The organism is Sphingobium sp. TomTYG75 (assembly GCF_054771635.1).
Map to the genome: position 1 here is coordinate 2,422,116 of NZ_BSRE01000001.1, position 15,132 is coordinate 2,437,247.

A 15,132-nucleotide genomic window follows, 5' to 3' on the forward strand; every position below is an offset into this window, starting at 1 on the left:
GGTTATAGCGTCGGGCCGATGCGCCCGACAACCATTGTCTTGGGCCTGTGCCATAAGCGCTTGACCACCGCCATCGCCAGGAATAGCGGCTGATCATGGCCAAGAAACCGCGTCCCGCCAAGCCGCGCGTCGTCGTGACGCGCCGCCTGCCTCCCAATGTCGAGGCACGGATGGCCGAACTGTTCGATACGGTTTTCAATGTTGGCGATGTGCCCATGGACCGCACGGCGTTGACCCGGGCGATGGCGCAATGCGACGTGCTCGTGCCTTCTGTGACGGACCAGATAGACGCGGCGCTCATCGACCTTGCGCCCGAACGCCTGCAACTGATCGCCAGCTTCGGCAGCGGGGTCGATCATATCGACCTTGGCGCGGCACGGCGGAAGGGCATCATCGTCACCAATACGCCCGGCGTGCTGACTGAAGACACCGCCGACATGACGATGGCGTTGATCCTGTCCGTACCCCGCAGACTGGCCGAGGGTGAGAAGCTGGTGCGATCGGGGACCTGGTCCGGCTGGAGCCCATCCGGCATGCTGGGCCATCGCATCGGCGGCAAGAAGCTGGGCATTATCGGCATGGGCCGGATCGGCCGGGCGGTCGCGAGGCGTGCGGCGGCCTTCGGCCTGTCGATCGCCTATCATAATCGCCATCGTCTGCCCTTTGAGGTCGAACAGGAGCTGCATGCCACATGGCACGCGGATGTCGATACGCTGCTGAGCGAATGCGACATCGTGTCGATTAACTGTCCGCTCAATGCCGACAGCAGGGCATTGATCGACGCGCGGCGCATCGCGCTGATGCGGGCGGATGCCTATCTCATCAACACCTCCCGCGCGGAAATCACCGACGAGCCTGCGCTGATCGCGGCGCTGGCGGAGGGGCGGATCGCCGGAGCTGGGCTGGACGTCTATGCGCATGAGCCAGCCGTCGACCCGCGCCTGCTCGCGCTGTCCAACGTGGTGCTGCTGCCGCACATGGGATCGGCGACTTTCGAGGGACGGGACGCCACCGGCGCCCGCGTCATCGCCAACATCCGCAGCTGGGCCGACGGACACCGCCCGCCCAATCAGGTGTTGGAAGGCTGGGTCTAGATTGCAGGCGGTGGCGCGGATTATTTGACCGTAAAGCTGTATTTCCCCGAAATCTTGTGTTGGTCGGCGCCAGCCGCATGCCAGTTGAGGTCATAGCTGCCCACCGGCAAGGCGCGGGGGAGGGTGACCGTCAAGGTCCTGCCATCGCCTTCGACCGACGTCTTGAAGCCCTTGATTGGCATGGGCGCGTGGCTGGCCATGCCCGGCATCCCTGTCATGACCAGATCGACGCCGCTCAAGGTCGGAAGCAGCTTTTCGGAGAAGGTCAGGCTGAGCTTTGCAGGCTTGCTGACGGTTGCGTTGGGCGCAGGGGTGGAAGACAGCAATTTCGGCTGTGCGCTTGCCAGGGAGGGCATGGCGGCCAACATAAGGGCGGCGGCGAACAGGGTAGGGCGCATGATGCTGAACTCCGGTAATATTTGGGTCATGGAATATGGGCGGCTTCCCTGACCTCGCAAGGATGGGCATAAATTTTTGCATGAGGCTTTGGAAGGTGCAGCACATATCTTTCGGGAAAGGGGACTGGGATCATGAGCGGCCTTGACCGTCGGGGCGTGATCCGGGGATTGGGCGGCGTTCTGGCGCTGAGCCCGCTATTCCCTGCCTGGGCGCGAAGTGGCACTCCGGGACTGACGCTTCAATCAGGGGTATTGAGCGGCGAAGATATCGCGCTGACCATCAACGAAGGGCATTTTTCCACGGGCGGACGCTCGGCGCATGCAGTCATGGTGAATGGGACGTTGCCCGCGCCGCTCATCCGGTTGAGGGAAGGGCAGAATGTCCGGCTGTCGGTCAGTAACAGGCTGAAGGAAGATACGTCGATCCACTGGCATGGGCTGATCGTGCCTTTCCAGATGGACGGCGTGCCGGGCGTCAGCTTCCCCGGCATCCGGCCGGACGAGACTTTCACCTACGAATTTCCGGTGCGGCAATCAGGCACCTACTGGTATCACAGCCATTCGGGCATGCAGGAAGCGGTCGGCCATTACGGCCCGATCGTCATCGATCCCGCCGACGCCGACCCGGTGGAGGCGGATCGCGAGCATGTGATCGTCCTGTCTGACTGGAGCCCGATCCACCCCCATATGCTGCTGAAGCGGCTGAAGCAGATGGGCGGCTATTTCAACATGCAGAAGCAGACGCTGGCCGGGTTGCTGGCGGGCAAGGATCAAACCGCAAAAGAGCGCCTGCAATGGGGCGCGATGCGGATGGACCCGACCGATATATCGGACGTGACCGGGTCGACATACAGCTTCCTCGTCAATGGGCACGGCACAGCGGAAAACTGGACCGGCCTTTTCACGCCGGGTGAGCGGGTGCGCCTGCGGATCATCAATGCTTCGGCCATGACCAACTTCAATGTCCGGCTGCCGGGGCTGGCGATGACGGTGGTGCAATGCGACGGCCAGCATGTACAGCCGGTCGGAACGGACGAGTTCCAGATCGGCATCGCGGAAACCTATGATGTCGTCGTTCAGCCCGCCGAGCCTAAGCCCTATGGCTTGATTGCGGAAGCGATCGACCGGTCTGGCCTGGTCCGCGCTACACTGGCGCCGCGCATGGGTATGGCTGCGGAGGTGCCAACGCTACGTGAGCGTCCTCTATTGGGCATGAAGGATATGGGCATGGACATGTCCGGGATGGACATGGGGCACGGCGGCGTCATCGACCTCAGTCAGCCTGCCAATGAAGGCATGTCTGGACATTCCATGAAGATGCGGGACAAGTCCGTCGCGCCGCAGGTCAGCATGGGGCCGGGCGTCGCCACGCTTTCTCCCATGCCTGTGGATCGAACGGCTGATCGGCCGACGGGGCTGGAAAATGTTCCGCATCGCGTGTTGACCTATGCCGACCTCAAATCACTGCATCCGCACAAGGACCGGCGGACGCCATCGCGAACGCTCGACATCCATCTCACCGCGAACATGGAACGCTATATGTGGTCGTTCGACGGGGTGAAGCTATCCGACGGCGCCGAGCCTATCCCGTTCCGCCACATGGAGCGGGTGCGCGTGAACCTTATCAACGACACGATGATGCCCCATCCCATCCATCTGCATGGACATTTCTTCGAACTCGTGACGGGGGCGGGCGAACATAACCCGCTCAAGCATACGGTGAACGTTCTTCCCGGCGGCAAGGTGAGTTTCGACCTTACCGCCGATGCGTTGGGGGACTGGGCATTTCACTGCCACATGCTGATGCACATGCATGCGGGGATGATGCGCGTCGTGACGGTACGTCATGAGGGGACGGCGGCATGAGGTTCGCCGTCGCGGCGCTGCTGCTGCTTTCTCCCACGCTCTCCGCTCAGGCTCAGCAGATGGATCACAGCCACATGCACCATGACGCCATGGAGCAGGCGCCGCAGGAGGAGGGTCAATCCCCTACAGATGCGAGCAAAGCTGAGCCTGCTGCGGACCAGGATATTCCTAAAGGAACGCCGCCAGCACCGCCCAGCGACCATGCCGCCGATGCCTTCTACAGCGCGGACGAAATGGCGCGCGCCCGTGCCGCCATGCTCGAGGAAAGCGGCGGGATGCGTTTTTCCAAACTGATGTTGGACCGGCTGGAATATCGTGCAGGCAGGGGGGGCGATGCCTATCATTGGGAAGGCGAGGGCTGGATCGGCGGTGACATCAATCGCCTGGCTTTCAAATCGGAAGGCGAGGGCAAGAAAAGCGGCAGGGTGGAGCATGCGGAGGTGCAGTCGCTCTACAGCCGGGCGATCGATCCCTGGGTCAATCTGGAGGCAGGCGTGAGGCAGGACTTGGGTCCCGATCCCGACCGCACCTATGTGGTCGCCGGGATTGATGGCCTTGCTCCCTACTGGTTTGAGGTGAGCGCTCAGGCGTTCCTGTCCAACAAGGGTGACGGGCATTTGCGGCTGGAGGCGAGCTACGACCAACGCATCACGCAGCGCCTGATCCTGCAACCGGCGGCGGAAGTTAACTTAGCCGTGCAGGATGTTCCAGAACTTGGCATAGGATCAGGATTGTCGGACGTCGAATTGGGGCTGCGGCTGCGCTATGAAATCGCCCGCGAGTTTGCGCCTTATGCAGGCGTGAATTGGGAGCGCAGGCTGGGCGGAACGGCTCGCATGGCAAGGGCCAGTGGGGATAACGCATCTGTCGCCAGTTTCGTGATGGGCGTTCGTTTCTGGTTCTGAGCGCACGTTTCTGAAGCGAGGGGAATAGATCGCAGTCCTAAGGGCTATGGAACCGGCTAGCGCCGTCATCGGTTCAGACAATATCTATTTATAGCGAAGGATTACATCATGATCCGTCTTGCCATCATTTCGCTGGTGATCGCTGCGGTGCTGGCCATTCTCGGCTTTGGCGGCGCGGCTGGCACCTTTGTCGGCATTGCAAAGATTCTCTTCTTCCTGGCGATCGCGCTGTTCGTGATCTTCCTGGTCCTCGGTCTGCTGGCTGGAAAAGGGATCAAGAACGCCATAGATTGAGTGCATGATCAAGATTGGCGCTGGAGTTGACGAAACCGGTAGGCTGACGCGAGACGAAGCCGGTTTCCTGCTCCAGCGCGATCTGGGCGGGACTTTCCGCCTGATTCTGCTGCGCGTTCCTGTAGACCATGTGGAAAAGCGCGTTCGCGTGCAGGGCTATTATGCAGGCGATGAAACCGTGGAGGTGGAGGGCGTCGCTGCCATTTGAATTAGTCCTTTGGCAGCGATCATGATTCAGGCGGTTAGGGGATCACCCGGCGGAACGGTCGTGTGAGTGTGTACGAAACGTGCGCAGGCGCCCACGCCGCGGTTATTTTCAAGCGGCAGGGCGGTTTCGCAATAGGCGCATTCGGCCATCAGACGGCCTACCATCCATTGGCTTCGGCCGCAGCTGGGGCAGTGATTGGCTTCCCCGACATGATAATGGATGATGTATCCCCTTAGGGCCGGGTCAAATGACTTGCCGGTCACGAGGTTGGAAACTGGGCGCATCGTCTCTTCCTCCTCAGACATATTTTATCGGTCATCCAGCGAAGAATATCATCGATATTTCAAAACACTGCGATACAACGACTTAAGTCAGAGCGCGCGACCCGCTTTATTTCCTGGTAACCCGCTCCGTCTGCCAGAACGCGATTACACCTCAATGTATCCCGCGTGCAGGGATGCCGTCTACAATAAAGATTTGCAGAACGTCCCATTTCGCGCCTTCGCATTGACTTGGCGACGGCAGTCGCTATGGCGGCGGCCATCAAGGGACATACCCGCTTCGGCCATCGGTTGGGGCGCATCCCGCCATCTTGCCCCCCGTCATCCGATGTGCGGGTCAGGCTCCCGGCGGAATGTCGTTATCCTCCTAGCCCCTTGGCCGGGCATTGCGAGGAGACGCACGACTCATGACCGCCATCGGACAGGACACTCTCGGCACGCGCGACACTTTGAAGGTCGGCGGCAAGGACATTGCCTATTATTCGCTGAAGAAGGCTGCTGCGAAGCTCGGCGACGTTTCGCGCCTGCCTTTCTCGATGAAGGTGCTGCTGGAAAACCTGCTCCGTTTCGAAGATGGCGTGACCGTCACGACCGACGACATCAAGGCGATCGTCGATTGGCAGAATGACAAGGGCAAGGCCGAGCGCGAGATCCAGTATCGCCCCGCGCGCGTGCTGATGCAGGACTTCACCGGCGTTCCCTGCGTCGTCGACCTCGCGGCGATGCGCGACGCGATGACCGCGCTGGGCGCCGACGCCAGCAAGATCAACCCGCAGGTTCCCGTCCACCTCGTCATCGACCACTCCGTCATGGTCGACGAATTCGGCACGCCCAAGGCGTTCGAACAGAATGTGGAAATCGAATATCAGCGTAACATGGAACGCTACGACTTCCTGAAGTGGGGCAGCAAGTCGCTCGCCAACTTCTACGCCGTGCCCCCCGGCACCGGCATCTGCCATCAGGTGAACCTGGAAAATATCGCGCAGGCCGTGTGGTCGAGCGAAGGCCCCGATGGCGTTACCGTCGCCTATCCCGACACCTGCGTCGGCACTGACAGCCACACCACGATGATCAACGGCCTGGGCGTTCTGGGCTGGGGCGTCGGCGGCATCGAGGCGGAAGCCGCGATGCTGGGTCAGCCCGTCTCCATGCTCATCCCCGAAGTCGTCGGCTTCAAGCTGACCGGCGAACTCAAGGAAGGCGTGACCGCCACCGACCTCGTGCTGACCTGCACGGCCATGCTGCGCCAGAAGGGCGTCGTCGGCCGCTTTGTTGAATATTTCGGTCCCGGCCTTGCCTCGCTGTCGCTGGCCGACCGCGCGACGCTTGCCAACATGGCACCGGAATATGGCGCGACCTGCGGCTTCTTCGGCATCGACGACAAGACGCTGGATTACATGCGCCTGACCGGCCGTACCGAAGAGAATATCGCGCTGGTCGAAGCCTATGCCAAGGAGCAGGGCTTCTGGATCGACCCCGCCGTTGAGCCGGTATTCACCGACACGCTGGAACTGGACCTCGCCACCGTCGTCCCCAGCCTCGCCGGTCCGAAGCGTCCGCAGGACCGCGTTTCGCTGCCCGAAGTTGATGATGTGTTCAACGCCGACCTGGCGAACGTCTACAAGAAGGCGCAGCAGCGGGTTCCGGTTGAAGGCAAGGATTTCGACATTGGTGACGGCGACGTTACCATCGCCGCGATCACGAGCTGCACCAACACGTCGAACCCCGGCGTCATGGTCGCCGCTGGTCTGGTGGCCAAGAAGGCGAACGAACTGGGCCTGAAGCCCAAGCCTTGGGTCAAGACATCGCTTGCACCCGGTAGCCAAGTGGTTACCGATTATTTCGCTAAGGCTGGCCTTCAGGAGCACCTCGACGCTGTCGGCTTCAACCTCGTCGGCTATGGCTGCACCACCTGCATCGGCAACTCCGGCCCGCTGGCTGAGCCGATCAGCAAGGCGATCAACGACAACGGCCTCGTCGCCGCAGCCGTGATCTCCGGCAACCGCAACTTTGAAGGCCGCGTGTCGCCGGACGTTCGCGCCAACTTCCTCGCCTCGCCGCCGCTGGTCGTCGCTTATGCGCTCAAGGGCACGGTGATCGAGGACTTCATCACCACGCCGATCGGTCAGGGCAAGGACGGTCAGGATGTATATCTGAAGGACATCTGGCCGACCAATGACGAAGTCGCCACCACCATGGCGGGCTGCATGGACCGCCCGATGTTCCAGGCGCGCTATGCCGACGTCTACAAGGGCGATGCGCACTGGCAGGCGATCGACGTCACGGGTTCGGCCACGTATAGCTGGCAGGCCGGTTCTACTTATGTCGCCAACCCTCCCTATTTCGAAGGGCTGAGCATGACCCCGGCGCCGGTCACCGACATTGTCGAAGCCAAGCCGCTGGCGATTTTCGGCGACTCGATCACCACCGACCACATCTCGCCGGCCGGTTCGATCAAGGCGACCTCGCCCGCTGGCAAGTGGCTGAGCGAGCATCAGGTCGCGCAGGCCGACTACAACAGCTACGGCGCGCGTCGCGGTCATCATGAAGTGATGATGCGCGGCACGTTCGCCAACATCCGCATCAAGAACCTGATGCTGGACGGCGTTGAAGGCGGCATGACCCGCTATGACGGCGAAGTCATGCCGATCTACGACGCGGCGATGAAGCACAAGGCGGACGGCACTTCGCTGGTCGTCATCGGTGGCAAGGAATATGGCACCGGATCGTCGCGCGACTGGGCGGCGAAGGGCACCAACCTGCTCGGCGTCCGCGCCGTGATCGTCGAAAGCTTCGAGCGCATCCACCGTTCGAACCTGGTCGGCATGGGCGTGTTGCCGCTCCAGTTCAAGAATGGCGAGAGCAAGGACACGTTCGGCTTCACCGGCGATGAAACCTTCACCATCCAGAATGTCGCTGGCCTCAAGCCGCGTCAGGATGTGGATGTGATCGTGAAGCGCGCCGATGGCTCGACCTTCACCTTCACCGCGCTCTGCCGGATCGATACCGTCAATGAGCTGGAATATTTCATGAACGGCGGCATCCTTCAGTACGTCCTGCGCAAGCTGGCTGCCTGATCAGCCGGGGATAATTGCTAGAGAAGAAGGCTCTCTCCGAAAGGAGAGAGCCTTTTTTTATGGGCATCTCTGCGGCCTCTCCGCCACCGCGAAAACTATTCACGCCTTGCCCAAGTCGCTGATAATGGGTCGGCATGACAATTTTCATCGAACTGGTCGGCTGGCTCGGCGCGCTTCTGGTTTTGGGCGCCTATATCCTCGTTTCGGCCGGGCGACTGTCGGGCAGCTCAGTGGTTTTCCAGTGGATGAACGCGCTCGGCGCAGCTTTCTTCGTGCTCAACACCTGGTGGCATGGCGCTATTCCATCCATGGTGCTCAACATCGTCTGGAGCGCTATCGGTTTTACGGCCCTGTGGCGGATTTGGCGGGCCAAGACTGCGAATGGTCGATAGGAGGGTTATCGCCTCCTCAAGAAAGGCTGGGGTGGCGGGCGCACGTTCGATCGATTAGGCATCTCATCAGCAATGAAAAAAGCACTGATCGTCCGTCATGTGCCGCGAGAGGGAGCGGCCGGGTTTCTCCAGCCGATCGAGGCGGCTGGCTATGAGATTGAGCGGATCGATGTCGCCAGCCCCGAATTCGCCCATGTGGATTTGTGTACGCCCGATCTGCTGATCATGATGGGCGGCCCGATGGGCGTTTATGAGCATGACATTCATCCCTGGATTCCGGTGCAGATCGATAAGCTCGCCGCACGGCTGGAACAGGACCTGCCGACTCTGGGAGTATGCCTGGGCAGCCAGATGATCGCGGCGGCGCTCGGCGCGCGCGTTTATCCCGGTGAGGCGATGGAACTCGGCTTCGCACCTGTCACGCTGAACGGATCGGGCGCGGATTCGCCTCTGCGGCATATTCAGGACGTGCCAGTGCTGCACTGGCATAGCGATACGTTCGAGCTGCCGCGCGGCGTTGAACTGCTGGCCTCAACCGATGCATACGCGCATCAGGCATTCCGCCGGGGCCGCAATCTGCTGGCGCTGCAATTCCATGCCGAGATGGGCGAGGACCCGCGCTTTGAGGATTGGTTGACCCATTTCTGGGCCGATCTGGACATCGCCAAACAGTGCGGCGTGGCCCTGCGGCGTGATCATGATGAACATGGGCCGGGCGCGGTCGCGGCGGGCCGCGCGATGATCGGCGATTGGCTGGCGAAGTTAAGCGGTTGACGGGCTGGGCCGGAATTTAGGGCCGATCGACATTCAGGAGATGGCGTGTCGAAAATGGTGGTTTTCCGTGACCCTTGAGGCGAGTCACGCGCCTCGCTTCAACGCAGCGTACTCAAAGTACGTGAGCACCGGAAGCGCGGAGAGCCGCCATTTGCAGGCCGCCAGAACTGAATGTCGATCGGCCCTAGAATTCGACGTCCAGTTCCTCGACCTCATCCGGTTCTTTCCGGGCATCGTCGATCCACTCGCGCATCAGGTGCCAGCTGTTGACCGTGTTGCAATAGGCGGCCGCAGGACCTTGCAACGCCACGGCATAAGTCAGAAACCGCTGTACGACGGGCGCAAACATGGCGTCCGCCACGGTGGGGCTGTCGCCGAACAGCCAAGGGCCGCCGTAGGATCCCAGGCATTCGGTCCAGATCGCCTCGACCCGCTCAATATCCGGCTTGGCCCCTGAAAAGATCGGGAACTTCTTGTGCCGGACTTTCAGGTTCATCGGCAGGGCAGATCTCAGGTTGGCGAAACCGGAATGGATTTCACCCGATATGGAACGGCAATGGGCGCGCGCGATGCGATCCTTGGGGTACATGCCTGCGTTCGGATATAGTTCATGCAGATATTCTGCGATGGCCAGCGTGTCCCAAACGCTCGCGCCTTCATGGGTGAGGCGCGGCACCAGCACGGAAGGCGTCAGCAGCAAAAGCTCAGCGCGGTTTTCCAGATTTTCCAGCGCCACCATCTTCTCGGTGACGCGTAGTCCGGCGAGGCGGCACAGCAGCCAGCCCCGCAGCGACCAAGAGGAATAGATCTTGCTCGATATGGTCAATTCCGCAACGGCCATGACGATCCTCCCGATGTTTATAGTTTTCCATCAAACATGATGCAGCGCAATACGGAAAAATCAGTATAACGAACGACGGCGGCCGAATCGGCCGGGGGAACATTTTGGGGCGCCGTTCATATTATGACGATGCTGTATAGTGGCTATCAGGCTCTGGAAGACATGCTGGCTCCCGCGCGCTTCGGCGCCGAACTGGCCCTGAATCTCCGCGACAAGATGGGTCCGGTGGCTGATTGGCCCATGCCGCGCCGCATGTTCGCGCTAATGGACGTATTCCAAGGTGCCCGGCTCACGCACAAGCGTCGCGCCTATGGCGTCAACGAAGTCCGCAGCGGCAACGCCCTTGTTGCGGTGCGGGAAGAAGTGGTCCTTGACCTGCCCTTCGGCAACCTGCTTCACTTTGCGAAGGACGATGTCGAAACGGAACAGCCCCGCGTGCTGCTCGTGGCGCCGATGTCGGGCCATTTTTCTACCCTATTGCGTAACACCGTGCGGACCTTGCTGCGCGACCATGACGTCTACATCACTGATTGGAAGAATGCGCGCGATGTTCCGTTGTCGGCAGGGCGCTTCGGCTTTGACGACTATGTCGATTATGTCATCACCTTCATGCAGGAGCTTGGCCCCGGCGCGCACATGCTGTCCGTTTGCCAGCCCTGCGTACCGGCCTTTGCCGCTGTCGCGCTGATGGCCGAAGATGGCGATGCCGCGACACCACAATCCATGACGCTGATGGGCGGCCCGATCGACCCCCGTGCGGCGCCGACCGTCGTGAACGAATTGTCCAACGAGCGGCCGATTGAGTGGTTCGAACGGCAACTCATCACTTCCGTCCCGATGCGTTATCGCGGTGCCGGGCGGCGGGTCTATCCGGGCTTCCTGCAACTGTCCGCCTTCCTGTCGATGAACCTGGAACGCCACGGTGCCCAACATCGCGAGCTTTATCAGTTGCTGGCGGATGGGAAGGAAGAAGAGGCCGAGAAGATCAAGGATTTCTATCAGGAATATTTCGCGGTTCTGGACATGACCGCCGAATTCTACCTGGAGACGGTTGAGCGCGTGTTTCAGCGGACTCTTCTCGCGAAGGGCGAACTCAAGCACCGCGGTCGACTCGTCAATCCGGGTGCCATTCGCAAGACGGCGCTGCTGACGGTCGAGGGAGAGAAGGACGATATCTGCGCGGTCGGGCAAACGGCGGCGGCGCACGCGCTTTGCACGGGATTGCGGCCTCATCTGAAGCGGCATCACCTGCAAATCGGCGCCGGTCATTATGGCGTGTTTTCCGGTAGTAAGTGGGAGAAGGAAGTTTTCCCGCAGGTCCGCAACATGATCTTGGCGATGAACTGATCGAGGGCTAAGCGCCGCCTTCCGGTCGCGACCATATCCATGTTCCGCCAATTAGTGCGGCCGCGACCGGGACCAGGAACCAAGGGAAAGGCACCAGGAACAGCGCCAGCACTGCGCTGAATGTGAAAGCCGCAAGCGCCGCCTGCTTTCCCCGGCGGCTGATCGCACCCTTGTCGCGCCAACGGCGAATATGCGGCCCGAAATGCCGATGATCGAGCAGCCTGGCTTCCAGCGCCGGGCTTGACCGGGCGAAGCAGAACGCCGCCAATATCATGAAGGGCACCGTGGGCAGCAGGGGGAGGACAATGCCCAGCGCGCCAAGGCCCAGCGACATAAAGCCGACGGCAAGATAAAGCGCCCGCCTCATCAGGCGGCGGGCAGTCGCAGCCGCACCATCAGCCCGCCCAGATCTTCACTTTCCTCCATCGCCACCGATCCGCCATAGATTTCCGCGACGTCGCGCACGATGGCCAGGCCAAGGCCGGTGCCGGGCTTACCGGAATCCAGCCGGACGCCACGGTCGAAGATGCGGGTCCGTTCCTCCTGCGGGATACCCAGGCCGTCATCTTCGACCAATATCTCGACCATGGTTCCGGCGCGGCCAACTGTGGCGAACACGCTGCCGCCACCATATTTTGCCGCGTTTTCGATAAGGTTGCCCAGCATCTCGTCCAGGTCCTGACGCTCCACCCTGACGGCAACCTCCTTGTCGCCATCCATGTCGATCCGCGCTTCGGGATAGAGGCGCTGGACGGCGCGCTCGACCGCTTGCAGGCTTGTCCATACTTCCGCCCGGCTCTGCGCCGCGCCGCGCCGCCCGACCGCGCGGGCGCGTGCCAGATGGTGATCGACCTGCCTGCGCATCGTCGTGGCTTCCCGAATGACGGTTTCCCCAAGGTCCGCCGATTGCGCGGTCGCGGCGTTCATGATGACGGTCAGCGGCGTTTTCAGCGCGTGGGCAAGATTGCCCGCATGGGTTCGCGCCTCTTCCGCCTGCCGCTCATTATGAGCGAGAAGGGCGTTCAGTTCCTCGACCATGGGTAGCACTTCGGAGGGCATCGGTTCGGTGACGCGGCTCTTTTCGCCCGCCCGCATCCTGACGATTTCCTTGCGCACCCGGCGCAGCGGCCTCAGTCCGTAAAGCGTCTGAAGCGTGGTCAGTACGATCAGGCCGAGCGCGAGAAGGGCAAAACTCTGGGTCAGCGTGGATCGCAACGTGGTGATCTGGTCGTCCAGCCCGGCACGGGCAGCCGCGACCATGAACATCCAGCGCGTATTCGAACCGGGCAGAACGATGGTCCGCTCCATGATCCGCAAGTCTTCGCCCGGAAACTGCTTGCTGTCATAAGCGTGGAAGCTGCGATCATCATGCTCGGGCAGCACCCTCAGTGCCCGGTCCCATAGCGAGCGCGATCGCCAATCCTCATGCCCCTTGGCGCTGATCTGGTAATAGAGACCGCTGTTGGGCTCCAGAAAGCGCTGATCGGCAAGCGGGCGATTGAACAGCACTTCGCCATCCGGCCCGATCTCGGCCGAAGCGATCATCGCCGTCAGAACATAATTGAGCCCGTCGTCGAAATTGCGTGTGATTGCCTGCGACAGGACACGGTCAAGCGCCAGTCCGCCACCCAGCAGCAGGATGCTGATCCACAGCGCCGCGATGCCGATCATGCGCCGACTGAGCGACCCGGTCGAATGGACCGTGGGAGGGGAGGCTGGACTGGTCATTACAGCTGTCTGTTGCCCACTCCGTTCGCCCGGGCTTGCCGAAGATCGTCCCGGCAGAAAAGGGGGCTTTGGCGGAACCAGCCCGAGGCAGAATTTGAGACCTTAGCGGGCGGGCTCGTCCAGGCTGTAGCCAAGACCGCGTATCGTCGTGATGACGTCCGCGCCCAGCTTCTTGCGGATGCGGGTAACGAACACTTCGATCGTGTTGGAATCGCGGTCGAAATCCTGATCGTAGATATGCTCGATCAACTCGGTGCGGCTCACCACCTTGCCCTTATGGTGGAGAAGGTAGGACAGCAGCTTATATTCCTGCGCAGTCAGTTTTACCGGCTCGCCCTTCAGCGTGACCTTGCCCGAGCGCGTGTCCAGCCGGACGTCGCCCGCGATCAGTTCGCTCGATGCATTGCCCGAAGCGCGGCGGATGAGCGCGCGCAACCGCGCGATCAGCTCTTCGCTCTGAAACGGCTTGGCCAGATAATCGTCCGCGCCAGCGTCCAGCCCTGCGACCTTGTCGGACCAGCTGTCGCGCGCGGTCAGCACCAGTACCGGGAAGCTTCGTCCCTCCTTGCGCCAGCGGTCCAGCACCGTCAGCCCGTCAATGGTCGGCAGGCCAAGGTCGAGGACCACGGCATCATAGCTTTCCGTCGTGCCCAGGAAGTGTCCATCCTCGCCATCGGTCGCAAGGTCGACGGCATAGCCTGCGCCCTCCAACGTGTTGCGGAGCTGTTGCCCAAGGCTTGGTTCATCTTCGACGATCAGCAGACGCATATGGCTCCGTTTCTGTGTATTTTGCCCATTGGCGCGTCAGTGCGCCCAGCCGGTTATATCGCCTGTGCGCCCGTCCGCATCAACCCAAACCACCTTGCCGTCCTTCACATATTTCAGGCGATAGCGGTTGGAGGATGGATTGAATTCCGCGCCGAGGTAGGTCGCCCCGCCCATGGCGGCATCTACGCGCCGCTTGATGAGGGAAAATGGCATGGTCTGCCCGTCCAGCATAGCCCGGCGCGCCGCGTCCTGCTCGCCACGCTGACCGGCCTCAGCGGAGGAGGGCACTGCCACCATCGCGGCGATGGCGGCCATACCCGCAATCAGGCTGCTAAGCTTCATCGTCATGTGGCATGCCATAGGCGACAAGCATTGAACAGGTGGTGAATGGTGGCGTCAGCGCGGTGACAGGTGCCGGTCAGCGTTCCAGCGCATATTGGACGGTCAGCGTCACGGACGATCCAACCTGGCCCGGTTCCACCGGCGTCGCCTCCGCCGCATCGGCCTTGAAGCGTGCTGTCATCATCGGCATCGGCGGACGGCCGCCGCTGTTGCTCTCCGCGATGGAGACGAGCCGCGCGGTACGGTAGCCGGCCGCCTGCGCATAGAAGTCCGCCTGCGCCTTGGCGCTCTTCAACGCAGCTCCGCGCGCCTGGACCAGCATCGGGGTCGGGTCCTCGATGGAGAAGGATGGGCCGTTGACGTTGGTCGCGCCCGCTTCGACCAGCGTGTCGAGCAGTTGCCCCGTCTTCTTGATGTCGCGCAGCTTGATCGTCAGCTGGTTTGACGCTTCATAACCAATGAAACGAGGCCCGGCAGGCTGACCGTTCTGATTGCTGTAGTCATATTGGGCGCTGAGATTAATGCCGCTCGTCTGGATGTCCTTCTTTGGGATCCCGGCCTTGGCAAGGGTGGCGATCAGCCGGTCCATCTTCACCGCATTCTCGCGCATAGCCTGCGCGGCTGTGGGCGCGCGCGTTTGAACGCCCGTGCCGATTACGACCTGATCCGGCGCCGCCTCGACCGTCTCGGTTACGTTGAGCGTCACGACAGGAGCGGTCTCGGCGATGGTCACGTTGGTCTGCGCGACCGCCATGGCAGGAATCGATACCGCGGCGGCGGCGGCCATCAGGGCCAGGGCGGACTTCATGAGCGTATC

At 61.7% G+C, this 15,132-nt stretch carries 16 protein-coding genes and 1 pseudogene; 9 read left to right on the forward strand and 8 right to left on the reverse strand.

Annotated elements, in window-relative coordinates; translation table 11 throughout:
• The first annotated feature begins 95 nt into the window (after positions 1–95).
• Entirely contained in the window at positions 96–1,094 is a 999-nt protein-coding gene (locus tag ACYU81_RS12260) for a 2-hydroxyacid dehydrogenase (protein ID WP_460987834.1), read from the forward strand.
• Positions 1,095–1,114: 20 nt separating this feature from the next.
• Here ACYU81_RS12260 and copC read toward each other — a convergent pair whose 3' ends face one another.
• Positions 1,115–1,522 carry a copper homeostasis periplasmic binding protein CopC gene (copC, locus tag ACYU81_RS12265; protein ID WP_460987835.1) on the reverse strand — a complete coding sequence of 136 codons (408 nt, stop codon included), beginning with the start codon at positions 1,520–1,522 and terminating at the stop codon, positions 1,115–1,117.
• A gap of 102 nt (positions 1,523–1,624) precedes the next feature.
• Here copC and ACYU81_RS12270 point away from each other — a divergent pair, with 102 nt between their 5' ends.
• The 4 genes from ACYU81_RS12270 (at position 1,625) to ACYU81_RS12285 (ending at position 4,765) form a co-directional block, all read left to right on the forward strand.
• On the forward strand, positions 1,625–3,358 hold the full coding sequence (locus ACYU81_RS12270) for a copper resistance system multicopper oxidase (protein ID WP_460987836.1): 1,734 nt from the start codon (positions 1,625–1,627) through the stop codon (positions 3,356–3,358).
• The gene (locus ACYU81_RS12275) at positions 3,355–4,263 is read left to right on the forward strand and encodes a copper resistance protein B (RefSeq protein ID WP_460987837.1); all 909 of its coding nucleotides are present in this window, start codon (positions 3,355–3,357) and stop codon (positions 4,261–4,263) included. The genes ACYU81_RS12270 and ACYU81_RS12275 overlap by 4 nt, the downstream gene beginning before the upstream one ends.
• A 108-nt stretch (positions 4,264–4,371) precedes the next feature.
• Positions 4,372–4,557, forward strand: coding sequence for a DUF1328 domain-containing protein (locus ACYU81_RS12280; RefSeq protein ID WP_062120434.1), 186 nt, complete (start codon positions 4,372–4,374; stop codon positions 4,555–4,557).
• Between the two features lie 4 nt (positions 4,558–4,561).
• Complete coding sequence (locus tag ACYU81_RS12285) at positions 4,562–4,765, forward strand: DUF5818 domain-containing protein (protein WP_460987838.1); 204 nt, start codon at positions 4,562–4,564, stop codon at positions 4,763–4,765.
• A 26-nt stretch (positions 4,766–4,791) separates the two neighbouring features.
• Here ACYU81_RS12285 and ACYU81_RS12290 read toward each other — a convergent pair whose 3' ends face one another.
• On the reverse strand, positions 4,792–5,070 hold the full coding sequence (locus ACYU81_RS12290; protein ID WP_460987840.1) for a hypothetical protein: 279 nt from the start codon (positions 5,068–5,070) through the stop codon (positions 4,792–4,794).
• Between the two features lie 383 nt (positions 5,071–5,453).
• Between ACYU81_RS12290 and acnA the strand changes: the two genes are divergently transcribed.
• The 3 genes from acnA to ACYU81_RS12305 all read left to right on the forward strand — a co-directional run bounded on the left by acnA (position 5,454) and on the right by ACYU81_RS12305 (position 9,289).
• Positions 5,454–8,123, forward strand: a complete 2,670-nt coding sequence (acnA, locus tag ACYU81_RS12295) for an aconitate hydratase AcnA (RefSeq protein WP_460987841.1) — start codon at positions 5,454–5,456, stop codon at positions 8,121–8,123.
• Between the two features lie 134 nt (positions 8,124–8,257).
• On the forward strand, positions 8,258–8,515 hold the full coding sequence (locus tag ACYU81_RS12300) for a CBU_0592 family membrane protein (protein WP_460987843.1): 258 nt from the start codon (positions 8,258–8,260) through the stop codon (positions 8,513–8,515).
• Between the two features lie 72 nt (positions 8,516–8,587).
• Positions 8,588–9,289, forward strand: a complete 702-nt coding sequence (locus tag ACYU81_RS12305; protein ID WP_460987845.1) for a glutamine amidotransferase — start codon at positions 8,588–8,590, stop codon at positions 9,287–9,289.
• Between the two features lie 184 nt (positions 9,290–9,473).
• On the opposite strand, the gene ACYU81_RS12310 is transcribed toward ACYU81_RS12305, so the two are convergent.
• Entirely contained in the window at positions 9,474–10,130 is a 657-nt protein-coding gene (locus tag ACYU81_RS12310) for a glutathione S-transferase (protein WP_460987846.1), read from the reverse strand.
• Positions 10,131–10,253: 123 nt separating this feature from the next.
• On the opposite strand from ACYU81_RS12310, the gene ACYU81_RS12315 reads away from it, so the two are divergent.
• Positions 10,254–11,477: a polyhydroxyalkanoate depolymerase gene (locus ACYU81_RS12315; protein WP_460987847.1), complete on the forward strand. Its 1,224-nt coding sequence runs from the start codon at positions 10,254–10,256 to the stop codon at positions 11,475–11,477.
• A gap of 7 nt (positions 11,478–11,484) precedes the next feature.
• On the opposite strand, the gene ACYU81_RS12320 is transcribed toward ACYU81_RS12315, so the two are convergent.
• The 5 genes and pseudogenes from ACYU81_RS12320 to ACYU81_RS12340 form a co-directional block, all read right to left on the reverse strand.
• On the reverse strand, positions 11,485–11,844 hold the full coding sequence (locus ACYU81_RS12320) for a YbaN family protein (RefSeq protein ID WP_460987848.1): 360 nt from the start codon (positions 11,842–11,844) through the stop codon (positions 11,485–11,487).
• On the reverse strand, positions 11,844–13,148 hold the full coding sequence (locus tag ACYU81_RS12325; RefSeq protein ID WP_449474606.1) for a sensor histidine kinase: 1,305 nt from the start codon (positions 13,146–13,148) through the stop codon (positions 11,844–11,846). The genes ACYU81_RS12320 and ACYU81_RS12325 overlap by 1 nt, the downstream gene beginning before the upstream one ends.
• A 159-nt stretch (positions 13,149–13,307) precedes the next feature.
• Positions 13,308–13,973 (reverse strand): response regulator transcription factor, encoded by a 666-nt coding sequence (locus tag ACYU81_RS12330; protein WP_449471888.1) that lies wholly within the window; start codon positions 13,971–13,973, stop codon positions 13,308–13,310.
• Positions 13,974–14,009: 36 nt separating this feature from the next.
• A pseudogene (locus ACYU81_RS12335) lies at positions 14,010–14,346 on the reverse strand (hypothetical protein).
• 45 nt (positions 14,347–14,391) lie between these two features.
• Positions 14,392–15,123: an SIMPL domain-containing protein gene (locus tag ACYU81_RS12340; protein WP_460987849.1), complete on the reverse strand. Its 732-nt coding sequence runs from the start codon at positions 15,121–15,123 to the stop codon at positions 14,392–14,394.
• Between the last annotated feature and the right edge of the window lie 9 nt (positions 15,124–15,132).

Coding starts and splice junctions, on each gene's coding strand:
- ACYU81_RS12260 (WP_460987834.1), top strand. CDS start 96: ATGGCCAAGAAACCGCGTCCCGCCAAGCCGCGCGTCGTCGTGACGCGC.
- copC (WP_460987835.1), bottom strand. CDS start 1,522: ATGACCCAAATATTACCGGAGTTCAGCATCATGCGCCCTACCCTGTTC.
- ACYU81_RS12270 (WP_460987836.1), top strand. CDS start 1,625: ATGAGCGGCCTTGACCGTCGGGGCGTGATCCGGGGATTGGGCGGCGTT.
- ACYU81_RS12275 (WP_460987837.1), top strand. CDS start 3,355: ATGAGGTTCGCCGTCGCGGCGCTGCTGCTGCTTTCTCCCACGCTCTCC.
- ACYU81_RS12280 (WP_062120434.1), top strand. CDS start 4,372: ATGATCCGTCTTGCCATCATTTCGCTGGTGATCGCTGCGGTGCTGGCC.
- ACYU81_RS12285 (WP_460987838.1), top strand. CDS start 4,562: ATGATCAAGATTGGCGCTGGAGTTGACGAAACCGGTAGGCTGACGCGA.
- ACYU81_RS12290 (WP_460987840.1), bottom strand. CDS start 5,070: ATGTCTGAGGAGGAAGAGACGATGCGCCCAGTTTCCAACCTCGTGACC.
- acnA (WP_460987841.1), top strand. CDS start 5,454: ATGACCGCCATCGGACAGGACACTCTCGGCACGCGCGACACTTTGAAG.
- ACYU81_RS12300 (WP_460987843.1), top strand. CDS start 8,258: ATGACAATTTTCATCGAACTGGTCGGCTGGCTCGGCGCGCTTCTGGTT.
- ACYU81_RS12305 (WP_460987845.1), top strand. CDS start 8,588: ATGAAAAAAGCACTGATCGTCCGTCATGTGCCGCGAGAGGGAGCGGCC.
- ACYU81_RS12310 (WP_460987846.1), bottom strand. CDS start 10,130: ATGGCCGTTGCGGAATTGACCATATCGAGCAAGATCTATTCCTCTTGG.
- ACYU81_RS12315 (WP_460987847.1), top strand. CDS start 10,254: ATGACGATGCTGTATAGTGGCTATCAGGCTCTGGAAGACATGCTGGCT.
- ACYU81_RS12320 (WP_460987848.1), bottom strand. CDS start 11,844: ATGAGGCGGGCGCTTTATCTTGCCGTCGGCTTTATGTCGCTGGGCCTT.
- ACYU81_RS12325 (WP_449474606.1), bottom strand. CDS start 13,148: ATGATCGGCATCGCGGCGCTGTGGATCAGCATCCTGCTGCTGGGTGGC.
- ACYU81_RS12330 (WP_449471888.1), bottom strand. CDS start 13,973: ATGCGTCTGCTGATCGTCGAAGATGAACCAAGCCTTGGGCAACAGCTC.
- ACYU81_RS12340 (WP_460987849.1), bottom strand. CDS start 15,123: ATGAAGTCCGCCCTGGCCCTGATGGCCGCCGCCGCCGCGGTATCGATT.